This is a genomic window from Pseudomonas sp. CC120222-01a, assembly GCF_003097235.1.
Taxonomy (GTDB): Bacteria; Pseudomonadota; Gammaproteobacteria; order Pseudomonadales; family Pseudomonadaceae; genus Aquipseudomonas.
The window spans coordinates 92,059-104,843 of the sequence record NZ_QEQQ01000013.1; the positions used below are offsets into that span (position 1 = coordinate 92,059).

At 63.6% G+C, this 12,785-nt stretch carries 11 protein-coding genes; 4 read left to right on the forward strand and 7 right to left on the reverse strand.

The features are described from left to right. Positions 1–19: 19 nt before the first annotated feature. The 4 genes from N430_RS17535 to N430_RS17550 form a co-directional block, all read right to left on the reverse strand. The gene (locus tag N430_RS17535; RefSeq protein ID WP_110638063.1) at positions 20–1,447 is read right to left on the reverse strand and encodes a sigma-54 dependent transcriptional regulator; all 1,428 of its coding nucleotides are present in this window, start codon (positions 1,445–1,447) and stop codon (positions 20–22) included. Continuing rightward, entirely contained in the window at positions 1,422–2,915 is a 1,494-nt protein-coding gene (locus N430_RS17540; RefSeq protein WP_110638064.1) for a sensor histidine kinase, read from the reverse strand. The genes N430_RS17535 and N430_RS17540 overlap by 26 nt, the downstream gene beginning before the upstream one ends. 302 nt (positions 2,916–3,217) lie before the next feature. Beyond that, positions 3,218–4,675 carry a HAMP domain-containing sensor histidine kinase gene (locus N430_RS17545; protein WP_110638065.1) on the reverse strand — a complete coding sequence of 486 codons (1,458 nt, stop codon included), beginning with the start codon at positions 4,673–4,675 and terminating at the stop codon, positions 3,218–3,220. 106 nt (positions 4,676–4,781) lie between these two features. Then, complete coding sequence (locus N430_RS17550; RefSeq protein ID WP_110638066.1) at positions 4,782–5,375, reverse strand: lytic transglycosylase domain-containing protein; 594 nt, start codon at positions 5,373–5,375, stop codon at positions 4,782–4,784. A 186-nt stretch (positions 5,376–5,561) separates the two neighbouring features. Here N430_RS17550 and gspG point away from each other — a divergent pair, with 186 nt between their 5' ends. After that, positions 5,562–5,987: a type II secretion system major pseudopilin GspG gene (gene gspG, locus N430_RS17555; RefSeq protein ID WP_110638067.1), complete on the forward strand. Its 426-nt coding sequence runs from the start codon at positions 5,562–5,564 to the stop codon at positions 5,985–5,987. A gap of 11 nt (positions 5,988–5,998) precedes the next feature. Continuing rightward, a complete protein-coding gene (locus N430_RS17560) occupies positions 5,999–7,189 on the forward strand; it encodes a type II secretion system F family protein (protein ID WP_110638068.1) in 1,191 nt (396 codons plus the stop codon). A 26-nt stretch (positions 7,190–7,215) separates the two neighbouring features. Here the strand turns inward: N430_RS17560 and xerC are convergent, their stop codons facing one another. Further along, the gene (gene xerC / locus N430_RS17565; RefSeq protein ID WP_110638069.1) at positions 7,216–8,130 is read right to left on the reverse strand and encodes a tyrosine recombinase XerC; all 915 of its coding nucleotides are present in this window, start codon (positions 8,128–8,130) and stop codon (positions 7,216–7,218) included. Positions 8,131–8,262: 132 nt separating this feature from the next. Here xerC and N430_RS17570 point away from each other — a divergent pair, with 132 nt between their 5' ends. Then, positions 8,263–8,910, forward strand: a complete 648-nt coding sequence (locus N430_RS17570; RefSeq protein ID WP_110638070.1) for a DUF1345 domain-containing protein — start codon at positions 8,263–8,265, stop codon at positions 8,908–8,910. On the opposite strand, the gene N430_RS17575 is transcribed toward N430_RS17570, so the two are convergent. Next, entirely contained in the window at positions 8,836–10,065 is a 1,230-nt protein-coding gene (locus tag N430_RS17575) for a pyridoxal phosphate-dependent aminotransferase (RefSeq protein WP_110638071.1), read from the reverse strand. The genes N430_RS17570 and N430_RS17575 overlap by 75 nt on opposite strands. Positions 10,066–10,360: 295 nt before the next feature. On the opposite strand from N430_RS17575, the gene N430_RS17580 reads away from it, so the two are divergent. After that, a complete protein-coding gene (locus N430_RS17580) occupies positions 10,361–10,621 on the forward strand; it encodes a DUF1652 domain-containing protein (RefSeq protein WP_110638072.1) in 261 nt (86 codons plus the stop codon). On the opposite strand, the gene N430_RS17585 is transcribed toward N430_RS17580, so the two are convergent. After that, positions 10,618–12,705 carry a bifunctional diguanylate cyclase/phosphodiesterase gene (locus N430_RS17585; RefSeq protein WP_110638073.1) on the reverse strand — a complete coding sequence of 696 codons (2,088 nt, stop codon included), beginning with the start codon at positions 12,703–12,705 and terminating at the stop codon, positions 10,618–10,620. The two genes, N430_RS17580 and N430_RS17585, sit on opposite strands and share 4 nt — an antisense overlap. Positions 12,706–12,785: the final 80 nt, after the last annotated feature.

The following is a 12,785-nucleotide window of genomic DNA, read 5'->3' on the forward strand; positions in this document are numbered from 1 at the left end:
GCGCTATGCGCCCCCTGCCTCACCACTGACGCTTGTCGGGCCGGGTAAGCCCCAGCTTCTCGATGCGGTAACGCAGCATGTCCCGCGACAGGCCGAGCATCCGCGCCGACTTGGTGACGTTCCAGTCGGTACGGTCCAGGGTCTTGCACACCAGGTCGCGCTCCATGTCCGGCAGGCTGGTGCCCGCCTCCGGCTCATGACGCGGCAGTTCGTACACGGTCGCCGTAGGCTGAGCCACCATCGGCTCGTCGATCAAGGTCATGCACAGGTTCAACTGATGCGCCTGCACCACCTCATTGGGCGCAAGCAACACGGTCTGCTCCAGCATGTTGCGCAGCTCACGCACATTGCCCGGCCAGCTGTAGCTCAACATCAAGGCTTCGGCCTCGGCGCTGAAGCGCAGGTTCGGCTTGCCGTAGCGGCGCCCGTGGTGTGCCAGGAAATGCCGGGCCAGCAGCAGCACATCCTGGCCTCGGGCGTACAGCCGCGGCACTTTCAGGGCAATGATGCGCAGGCGGAAGAACAGGTCACGGCGGAACTTGCCCTGCTGCACCATCTGCTCGAGGTTACAGTTGGTGGCACTGATCACCCGCAGGTCGACCTTGCGCTCCTTGACCGCACCGATACGGCGAATGCTGCGGTCTTCCAGCAGCTTGAGCAGCTTGGCCTGCAGCACCAGGTCCATCTCACCGATCTCGTCAAGGAACAGCGTGCCACCATCGGCCGCCTCCACCAGGCCCACGCGGCGCTCCTTGGCGTCGGTGAACGCGCCCTTCTCATGTCCGAACAGTTCGGCTTCCAGCAAATTGGCCGGGATCGAGGCGCAGTTGAACTCGATGAACGGCCCCTTGCTGCGCGAGCCATCGAAATGCAACGCGCGGGCAACCAGCTCCTTGCCGGTACCGGTCTCGCCTTCGACCAACACCGGCGGCAGGTCGTCCATCGCCATGCGCCGCTCGGCGTCGAGCACCTGCTGCAACGTGTGCTTGAGGGTGAGCATCGCCGGCGACTCGCCGATCAGCGCCTGCAACCCGGACTTCTGCGCCTCGCGCTCCTGGTAGAACGACAAGGTGCGCTCCATGCGTTCGGCCGCGAGGGCCTTTTCCAGGGTCAGCTTGAGCTCGGCCAGTACCACCGGTTTGGTCAGGTAGTGGAACGCGCCCTCCTTCATGGCCTGCACGGCGTCTTCGACATTGCCGTAACCGGTCATCATGATCACCTTGAGGTCAGGCGCCTGCTGCACCAGGGTGCGCAGCAGGTCATGCCCGCTCATGCCGGGGAGCGAGTTGTCGGTCAGTACCGCATCGGGCTGGGCCCGCTTGATCTGTTCCAGCGCCAGCTCCGCACTGTGGCAGAGCGTTACCTCGAAGCCCTTGAGGCTGAGGTAGGTGCGAATGTTGTCGCCGAGGATTTCGTCATCCTCAACTACCAGGATGCTGTGCTCCATGGTCCCCTCCCGCTGCGATATTGAAAGTGAGGCTGACGCGGGTTCCTTCCTCTTCACGGCTGCTCAGGCTGACCGAGCCACCAAACCGTTCCATGATCCGCTTGACCAGGGCCAGGCCCACGCCGAGGCCGCCCTGCTTTGTGGTGAAGAATGGCTTGAACACCATTCTTTCCTGCTGTTGGCTCATGCCCTTGCCGGTGTCACTGAGCAACAGCTGCGCGCGCTGGCCATCCTGCAGACTGACCTGTGCATGCAGGACGCCGCCCTTGGGCATGGCTTCCAGGGCATTGGAAAACAGGCTGTTGAGAATCTGCGTCAATTGCAGGGGCTGGCTGGCCACCTGCAGCGCCTGCGGCCCTTCGTAGCTGAAGTGCACGCCGTTGCGCTCGATCTGCTGGGCAAAGGCTTGATGGGTATCTTCGATGGCCGCCACCAGGTCCACCGCCTCGGCGGTATCGCTGGCTGGGCGCAGTGACACCAGCAGCTCACGCACCCAGCGCGACATGCGATCAACCTGGGTAATGATGTCATTGATGTTCTTCTGCGCCAGCGGGCTGGCGATTTCCTCGGCCAGCTCGGCGCTGGAGCGGATATTGGCCAGCGGGTTGCGCAAGCTATGGGCCACGGCGGAGGACATCTCGCCCAGGGCCACGTAGGTTTCGCTGGCCACCAGCCGGTCCTGTTGCTGCTGCAACATGTGCGCGGCGCGGCGCACGATCCAGAACAGGCCGAAGTAGATCAGCGCCCCGCCTACCAGGGTCGATGCCCAGATCAGCACGTAACCGCGCTGGATACGCCGCACCAGGTCCTGCGGCTCCTTGTAGATCTCGACCATGGCCAAGGCCTGCTCGCCCTGGCTGTCGAACAAGGGGATGTAGTTTTCGATGAACAGGTATTTGGGCTGGCGCAGGAATTTCTGCTCTTCACGGCCTTCTGCAACCTTGTGGTAGCTGGCCGACACCGCCTTGCGCGAGCTGAAAGCGCGGTTCAGGCCACCGTCGTTTTCGATGCGCTTGCCAATCAGCTCAGGGTTGGTGGACCAGACGATGGTACGGTCTCGGGCATAGACAATGGCCAGCAAGGTATCCGGCAAATGCTCGACGTGGTCGAGAAACTCGTCCCGCGTCGACTCGGCAAGCTCCGGGCTGACCTGCAGGTGCTGTTGATCCAGGCGCGGGTTGAGCAGCTCGCCCATGGTGGTGCCGGGCGGTAGCTGCGAATGACGCACTTCGGCCAAGGCCAGGGACTGGATGAACTGGGCAGTGAGCATGGCATCCCGCTGGACGCTGTCACGGACCACGAAGCGGGTCGACACGTAGCCCAGGCCACCGGCCACCGCAGTGATGATCAGCAGGCTGATCACCGAGAACCAGCGCAGCAGGTTGAACTCGTGCAGCGGCGCGGCAAGGCTACTGCTGCTGGGCAGTGCAGCGGGCTTCACGGGGACATCTTCATCCAGCATCTGCATCGCGTCGTTCCCATACAGGGAGTCCGTTCAGAGGTGGTCACCGCGTTGCTACCGATAGTAGCAAATTGATGCCACCCCACCAGGGCAACTACCGTCGCCTTTGTCGCGCGTTACCTGCTGCGAGAACCTGCAAAAACTTCGCCATGCCCATAAACCAATCATCATGTTTATATAGATCAACTAGTTACATGGTTCTCATGACTTTTGTTCGAGGATTTTCCCCCACATTTGGGTACTCCTTACCCAAAATAAACAAAATATAGATATATCAATGCGTTACATCACAATCGTAATAACGATTATCAGGTGCGTACCAACCGAAAGCTGAGCGAGACCCGCGTGCCATGGCCCTTGCTGCTACTGAGCCGAACTGAACCGCCAAAGCGTTCCATGATGCGTTTGACCAGTACCAGCCCCACACCCAACCCACCTTGCTTGGTGCTGAAAAACGGCCTGAACGCCAGACGCTGCTGCTGCTCGCTCATGCCCTTGCCAGTGTCGGCAAGGCGCAAGGTCAGGCTGCGCCGGTCACGCTTGACCACTTCGATACGCAACTGCCCGCCGTGCTCCATCGCCTCCAGGGCATTGGCGATCAGGCTGTTGAAGATCTGGGCGAGCAACGCCGGGTGGCCGAGCACCTGCACCGGCGGTACCGGTCGCAGGTCGAGGGTGACCCCACTACGGGCCAGCGGCACGGCGAAGCTCTGCAGGCTTTCCTGCAAGACTTGGGGCAAGTCCACCGGCACCGCTTCGTCATTCAGCGGCCGCAAGGATTGCAGCAACTGGCGAATCCACTGCGACATGCGGTCGACCTGGCTGATGATGTCATTGATGTTGCGTTGTGCCGGGCCGTCATCGAAGGCCTGGGCCAGTTCGGCGCTGGAGCGGATGCTGGCCAGCGGGTTGCGCAGGCTGTGGGCCACCGCCGAGGACACCTCGCCCAGGGCCACATAGGTCTCGCTGTTGATCAGCCGTTTCTGCTGCACCGCCATCACCCGCGCAGCACGGCGCATGATGCCGTACAGGCCGATGTAGACCAGCGCAGCGCCGACGGTGATGGCCAGCCAGATGAGAATCAGGCCGTGCTCGATGCGCACGATCAGGTCGTGCGGTTCCTTGTAGATTTCCACCATCGCCGTGACGGTATCGCCATCGGCATCGAACAATGGAATGTAGTTTTCGATGAACAGTTGCTCCGGTGGGACCACGAATTTCTGTTCGACGCGTGCCTGCTCGAAATTGTGGTAGCTGGCCGAGACCCGCATCTTGTACTCGAAAGCCCGGTCCAGGTCGTCGTCGCCCTGAATAAGCTTGCCCATCAGCGCCGGGTTGGTCGACCAGATCACCGTGCGGTCCGGGGCATAGATGTTGGCCAGCAGCATGTCGGGCAAGTGGGCGATATGGTCAAGGAACTCACCACGGGCCTTGCGCCGCGCTTCCGGGTCAACGTCAGGCATGGCCGTACGATCGGTGCGTGGGTCGAGCAGTTCACCCATGGTGCGCACATTGGGGATCGACACATGGCGCACTTCGGCGTCGGCGATCGAGGTGATGAACTGCGCGGTAAGCAAGGCGTCGCGCTCGATGCTCTCATCAATGACGAAACGACTGGAAATCAGCCCCAGGCCAGCGGCCACCGACAGGATGATCGCCAAGCTCACCCAGGCGTACCAGCGCAGCAGGTTGAACGGCCTGCGCGGGGCAGCGGTGTCGTTGCCAGCAGGCGCCTCGATGGCTTCGGAACGGGGGGCGATGTCCATGTCGGACTCCACTGCTGGGCACCTGTTGAAAGGTTATAGCCCAGAGTTGGGTAACCATGGCATTGATTGGGGACGAGTTGCGTCACTTTCGCGACGCAAGGCCGGTTCAGAGTGGCGAGTCATCGGCCAGCCCCTGCAATTTGCGGTATTCGCGCAACACGCTTGGCACATAACGGCGGGTCTCGGCGTATGGCGGTACCGTGCCGCGCCGCCGCACGGCATCGGGGCCGGCGTTGTAGGCGGCCACGGCCAGGGTGATGTCATTGTCGAACAGCGTCAGCATGCGCTTGAGGTAGCGCGCCCCACCCTGCACGTTGTCCTCAGGGTCAAGGATGTCTTCCACGCCCATCTCCTTGGCCGTATCGGGCATCAGTTGCATCAGCCCTACTGCCCCGGCCGCCGATCGGGCCTTGGGGTTGTAGCCTGACTCGGCCTTGATCAGCGCATGCAGCAGCGCCAGCGGCACATCGTAGTCGCGGGCCGCCGCCGCCACCAGTTCGGCATAGGGCCGCCCGGTAATCATCTGCGCGTCAGCCGGGCCCGCCTGGGCAAGCGGTTCACTGATCACCCGTTCGTAATGGCGTCCTGGCCGATGGACGTTGCTCAGTACATAACCACCCTTGGCATCGATGGAAATGTACATGTCGGCCTGGGCGCTTGCCGCCACCAGCCAGGTCACTACCAGGATCACCACACGCATGTCGGTCGCCTCCCCGCCGTGCTCCCCCGATGTGGGGGAAATGCCCCGGAAAACCCGGGCTTTTCTGCTACGACGCAAGCACCGTGCCGCTTGCCATGGCGCATGGCGCAAGGCCCCGAGGCAGACGTGCACGGCTGTTGCATGGGGCTTGGAAAAGCGTGTCCCCATGCAGCGGAGGGCTTCACCATGCAGCGCAGATCCAACCCCCAACGTGGCTTCACCCTGCTTGAACTCCTGGTGGTCCTGGTGGTGCTCGGTTTGTTGGCCGGTATCGTCGCGCCCAAGTACTTCAGCCAACTCGGTCGCTCGGAAGCCAAGGTGGCAAAGGCGCAGATCGAAGGCCTGGGCAAGGCCCTGGACTTGTACCGCCTGGAAGTCGGCCATTACCCCACCAGTGAGCAGGGCCTGCAGGCGCTGGTCACCGCCCCCAGTGGCGAGGTGCGCTGGTCGGGGCCCTACCTGCAGAAGGCGGTGCCGCAGGACCCCTGGGGCCGCGCCTACATCTACCGCCAACCCGGCGAGAACGGCGGTGAGTACGACCTGCTGTCGATGGGCAAGGATGGCCAGCCCGGCGGCGATGGCGAAAACGCTGAAATCACCAGCTGGCAATGAGGAGAATAGACATGCGCTATAGCCTCAAGGCCCTCGGCAGACAGGGCATCGTGCAGTTGCAGATCGACGCCGAGGATGCCGAGCACGCGCGTCGCCAGGCCGAGAACCAGGGGCTGCGGGTGGTCAGCGTGCGCGGCCAGGGCAAAGCCCTGGGCGGTCTGGCCTGGCGCCGTGCGGCGACTTTCGACCTGGTGCTGTTCAGCCAGGAGCTGACCACCTTGCTGCACGCCGGCCTGCCACTGATCGATGCGCTGGAAAGCCTGGCGGAAAAGTCCCCCGTCGGGGCCACGCGCAAGGTCCTGACCGAGCTGGTGCGTCAACTCTATGAAGGCCATTCGCTGTCCCAGTCGTTGGCCAAGCAGCCACGGGTATTCCCGCCGCTGTACGTGGCGCTGGTCCAATCCAGCGAGCGCACCGGCGCGCTGGGCGATGCCCTGGCCCGCTACATCGGCTATCGCCAACGCCTGGACCTGGTCCGGCAAAAACTGGTGGGGGCTTCGGTCTACCCCTTGCTGCTGTTGCTGGTGGGCGGCGGTGTGGTGTTGTTCCTGCTCGGCTATGTGGTGCCGCGCTTCAGCCTGGTGTTCGAGGGCATGGGCAGCGAACTGCCCTGGTTGTCCCGGGTACTGATGGATGTCGGCCTGTTCCTGCATGCACAGCAACTGCCGCTGGCACTGGCGGTTGCAGGCGGTATTGGCACGCTGGTGTTACTGCGCCGCAACCCGCTGGTGCGACGCTGCGCGTCACGACAACTGCGGCGCTTGCCAGCCTTGCATCAGCGCCTGGTGATGTATGAACTGGCGCGCTTCTACCGCTCGCTGGGTATTCTGCTGCAGGGCGGCATCCCGATCCTCACCGCCATGGGTATGGCCCACGGGCTGCTCGGCAGCGCTTCGGCGCAAGGCCTTGAGCAGGCCAGCCGGCGTGTCGGTGAAGGGCTACCGTTGTCGGATGCACTGGAGGCTGGCCAGCTGGTGACGCCCGTGTCGTTGCGCTTGCTGCGGGCAGGGGAACAATCGGGGAATCTTGGGGAAATGCTCGAACGCTGCGCCGATTTCCACGATCAGGAAATCGGCCGCTGGGTGGAGTGGTTCGTGAAACTGTTCGAACCGCTGCTGATGACCTTCATCGGGCTGCTGATTGGCGGGATCGTGATCCTCATGTACATGCCGATCTTTGACCTGGCTTCAAGTATTCACTAGCCCGCGAAGAGGCCGGTGCAGGCGAATCAGTAGTCGAAGCGATCCACCGCACGCCGCCGTTCGTTGTCATCACGCCGGTCATAACTGGCTGTGGTCTGGATGTTGGCATGGTGCGCGAGCTTCTGCGCGATCGACAGGTCATGCTCTTCGATCACCCGGGTGATGAACGCCCGGCGAAAATCGTGGGGCATGATCTTCACCCCCACCTGGGCACCGCGCTGGCGGGCGATGTAGTAGATCGCATGCTTGGTGATACGGGCACGGGTGATGTGATTGCCCCGGCGGATGCGGTTGAACAGGAACGGGTCATCGGACGCCCCTTCAGGCAACGCTTGCCGGCGCAGGTCCAGCCAGGCCTGCAGCTTCTCGAAGGCCCAGGCCGGGGCGTACTTGATCAGTTGCCGGTTGCCCTTGCCGGTAACCTGCAGGCTGCGCGCCTCGAAATCGACCTGGCTGAGATCGATGTCCACCGATTCCGACTTGCGCATGCCGGTGCCATACAACAAGGCAATGATCGCCGCATCGCGCACGCCTTGAGGCCGTGGGTCGGCCTCGCACAGGTCCATCAGTTCGCGGATCAGGCTGCGCCGCAGGTTGCGCCCGGGTGGCAAGCGGCTGCCGGACGCCGGCTTCACCTCACGGATGCGCAACAGCTGTTCATGGTCGATCAGGCCTTGGCGCCACGCCTCGTTCATCACCCCGCGCACTGCGTTGACGTAGAGCGAGGAACTGTTCGGCGCATAGCCATCGGCGCGCAATGCCGCCACCAGCCCAATCACATGGCCAGGATCGAGCCGGTGCCACGGCACATCGACGAGGTTGCAGTCGACGAAACCGAGCCGGTCGGCGGCATCCTGAAGGATGTAACGCATGGTCTGCTGGCTGGAAGGTGCCAGCCGGGCCAGGTATTGCAGCAGTGGATTTTGCGAAAGGTCGGACAAAACGTGAATCCTGGAGCGAATCGAAGCAACGGCGCGCAATGGTAACGTAAACCAGGCGACTTGATCGAACCCATGGCTTGGCAGGTGATCTGTGGTCTAGAGTTCAGACCAAGCATCCACCTGCGAGCACCCATGGCTTTCCACCGCCTGACCCGTACCCACCCCCGCCTGAGCATCGCCGCCCTGGTCGGCATCTTCGGCGCCTGGCTGATCCCTGCCGACGATACCGTCCAGCGCATCCTCGCTGGCTGGAACCTGGGCGTCTGGCTGTACCTGCTGCTGGTCCTGTGGCTGACCTCGCGAGCCAGCCCCGACAAGGTGCGCAAGATCGCCCGGGTCGAGGACGAGAACGCCGGCCTGGTGTTGCTCACCGTGTGCATCGCCGCCATCGCCAGCCTGGCCGCAGTGACGCTGCAGCTGGTCTCCAGCCGCGGCTTGCAAGGTAGCGCGCTGGCCCTGCACTACCTGTACACCGGGCTAACCGTGGCCGGCTCATGGCTGCTGATCGGTTGCATTTTCAGCCTGCACTACGCTCGCCTGTTCTATACCAGTGATCGCAACGCACCGGCGCTGCGCTTCCCCGACGGTGAATGCAACCCGGATTACTGGGATTTCCACTACTTCTCGTTCACCATCAGCGTTGCCGTGCAGACCTCCGACATCGGCGTCGGCGGGCGCGGCATGCGCCGGGTGGTGCTGGCGCATTCACTGGTAGGCTTTGTGTTCAACACGGCGATTCTGGGTTTCACCATCAATATTGCGGCAGGCCTGCTCGGCTAATACACGCCCGGCGCAGGCGGCGATGCGCCAGCAAGCGTGTTCCAGGCGCTCGGCATCGAGCACCAGCCCCATGCGCACATGCCCCGCCGCACTGGGGCCGAACGCATCCCCGGGCAAAAGTGCTACGCCCTCCTCCAACAGCAGGCGCTGGGCGAAGGCCTGAGCATTGAGGCCGGTGGCACGGATGTCGAGCATGACGAACATGCCGCCTGCCGGGCGATGGGCGAGCACGCCCGGGCAGTCCGCCAGGGCTGCACAGACTCGATCGCGCCGCTGCCGATAGGCCTCGCGCATCTCCTGCACCGCCGGCAAGCCCTGCTCCAGCGCCGCGCAAACAGCCGCCATGACAAACTCTGGCAGGCCGAACAGCATCACCATGGCCAAGGTAGCCAGGTGGGCAATCAACGGTTGCGGGCCCACCACCCAGCCCACGCGCCAGCCGCTCATGGCATGGGACTTGGACACGCTGTCGATCAGCACGCAGCGCTCGGCCATGCCTGGCAGGCTGAGCGGGTCTGCCGGCTCGCCGTCGAACAGCAAACCGCTATACACCTGATCGCAAACGAGCCACAGGTCATGTTCACGGCACAGTTGCGCCAACAGCGCCATGTCCTGCGGCGAAATGGCGGCGCCGGTCGGGTTATGCGGAGTGTTCAACAGCAGGCCACGGGTACGCGGGGTGATCGCCCGGGCCACCGCCATCGGGTCCAGACGAAAGCCCTGTTCAGGGCTGACAGGCACCTGCACGGGCTGCGCCCCGCAGGCACCAAACACGCCCTGATAGGTGACATACATGGGCTCGGCAACGATCACCTCGTCACCGTGTTCGAACAGGCACTGGCAAACCGCATACAGCGCACACTGGGCACCGGCGAGGACCATCACCTGGTCGACCGAGACCTGCGCGCCCGTACGCCGGGCAATCGCCTGACGCAGCGCCAGGCTGCCATGCACATCGCTGTAATGGGTTTCGCCGCGCTTAAGGCTGGCGATCGCCGCATCGACCACCGGCGCGGGCGTATCGAAGTCCGGGTCCCCCACCGACAGCAGGAAGATCTCGCGCCCCTCGCGGCGCAATGCCTGGGCCTGGTAGTGAATGTCCCACGCCGCCACGGCTTCGCCGGCGATGCGTTGGGTGAGCGTGGAATAGCGCATGACTGTCTCCCTGTCTGCCCAGCTCGCACCGCTCGTCCGAAAACGCCGTGCGCCGAATGTGGATAAAAATAGCAGAGCAAACCGGCAACCATGCTGGCATCGTGCGGTGAAAACGTTTGCGTGGCCATTTGCCGCCAAACGGCTGGCATGACAGCGGTGTGACCCTTGTCATGCATTCATACATTTGTCTTGTATTGCGCCGAGCATGGGCTGTGGCAGGTGCTATGGTTAGGTTCCCGGCGGCCGAGCGAACGGCTGCCGATCACCGCGTCCAGGCAAGGACAAGGAGGCTGGCTTGAACAAGTTGACGTTCCCCAACGCCTGCCAGGTGATGCGCTGGCATTTCCATCCGCTGGGCTTCGAGGCCAGCATGGATGCGCCGCGCAGCATGGTTGCACGGCTGTTCGACCGGGCCACGGGCGAGACCCTGCTGGCCATCGCCGGCATCCCCTGCACGGCGATCATGGCCGCGGCCGATGTCGAGCGCATCATCGAGGCCGTGGAGGCCGAGATGGACGCCTTCGCACCGGCCTTCACCCTGCTTGACGCGGGCTAGACAACCGCCTCGCTTTCTTCGCGCAACGTCTGCAACCTGCCCATGAACTGCTCGGCCGGCACCGGCTGCCCGAGCAGATAACCCTGCAGCGAATCGCAACCCAGGCGGGTCAGAAAGTCCTGCTGGCGGTCGGTTTCCACCCCTTCGGCAACGATGCGCAGGCCCAATGCCTGGCCCAGGGCAACGATTGCCGAGACAATTGCCGCGTCGTCGCTGTCCTGCTCCAGGTCACGCACGAAACCCCGGTCGATTTTCAGCTCATTGGCCGGCAGGCGCTTGAGGTACATCAGGCTCGAATAGCCGGTGCCGAAGTCGTCGATGGACAGGTCCACCCCCATGTCGGAAAGACGCTGCAGCACGGTCAGGCTGGCATCGGCGTCGTGCATGGCGGTGGTTTCGGTGATCTCCAGGGTCAGGCGGTTGGCCGGCAGGCCGTTCTCCTGCAGGGCACGGGCAACGCTGTCGACCAGCCCGGAATGGCAGAACTGGATGGCCGACAGGTTGACCGCCATGCGCCAATCGCTGTGCCCTTGCTCGAGCCACTGGCGCATCTGCCGGCAGGCCTCATCCAGCACCCACTCGCCGATCGGGATGATCAGGCCGGTCTTTTCCGCCAGCCCAATGAAACGGTCAGGCAGCATCAGGCCGTGCTGTGGGTGCTCCCAGCGCAGCAAGGCTTCGGCACCGATCGGCCGGCAGGCCTGGGCGTCGAACTTGGGCTGGTAGTGCAGGCGGAACTGACCCTGTTCAAGGGCCGTGCGCAGGTCCTGCAACAGCTGCAACTGTTGCCGGGCGTTGCTGTTCATCGAGGCGTCGAAGAAGCTGTAGCCGTTCTTGCCGGCGCTCTTGGCGTGGTACATCGCAGCGTCGGCATTGCGCAGCAGTTCAAGTTGGTCCTGGCCGTTACCGGGGTACAGCACGATCCCCAGGCTGGCGGTCAGTTGCAGGTCATGCTCGGCAACGCGGAAAGTGCGCGACACCAGGTTGACCTGCTTGGCCGCCACGTCCATGGCGTCCTCCGGCTCCTCCAGTTCTACCAGCAGCACGAACTCGTCACCGCCGATCCGCGCCAGGGTGTCCTGGCTGTGCAGATGGCCGCGCAGGCGGGCCGCCACGGCCTTGAGCAGCAGGTCGCCAACATGGTGGCCAAAGGCGTCGTTGACCGGTTTGAAACCATCCAGGTCGATGAACATCAGCGCAAAGCAGCCGCCCTGCTCCGCCACCTTGCCAATGGCTTGCTCGATGCGGTCGGACAACAGCGTGCGGTTGGGCAGCGCGGTCAAGGTGTCGTGCAAAGCCAGCTGGGTCAGTTCCTGGTTGGCCAGGGTCAACGAGTGGGCCAGTGCTGCCGTGCGTGCCTCAAGGCGCGCATCCAGCACCGAGGTGAGCAGTGCCACGGCCAGCACTGCCAAGGTGGTGATCAGCACCAGGTAGACCAGGCCATCGCCCTGCAGGCCGTCGGTCAACGCGCCGCAGAAGCTGCCCTCGGGAAAGTTCGCCGCCGCCATGCCGGTGTAGTGCATGCCGACGATGGCAACGCCCATCACCATGGCCGCCAGGCCGCGGATCTGGCGCACGTAGGGGGTGTGTTGACGCAGGCGGAAGGCAATCCACAACGCGGCCGCCGAAGCACCTACCGCTATGGCCAGCGAGGCGCCGAACAAGGTCGGGTCATAATCGATGCCGGGCAGCATGCGCATCGCGGCCATGCCGGTGTAGTGCATGCAGGCGATCCCGGAGCCCATGATCAGGGCGCCGAAGGCCAGCTGCAGCCGGGGCAAGCTGGGCTGGCTCACCAGCCACAGGGCGAAGCCGGAAGACAGTACGGCGATTACCAGTGAGAAGACGGTCAGGCCGATGTCGTAGCCCAGGGCGATGGGCAGGCTGAAGGCGAGCATGCCGATGAAGTGCATCGACCACACGCCGATGCCCATGGCCAGCGCTCCCCCGCCCATCCACAAATACATGGCACGGCCCTTGGCCGTGGCGATGCGGCCAGTCAGGTCAAGGGCTGTGTAGGAAGCAAGGATGGCTACGCAAAGTGAAATCAGCACCAGCGCGGAGGAATAACTACCGGTCAGCATCGGAAAATCCAGCTCGGAACAGGGGGCCCGGAAAAACTGGCGATTGTACTCAAGCTTTGGCGAAACGCACGGAGTTTGTG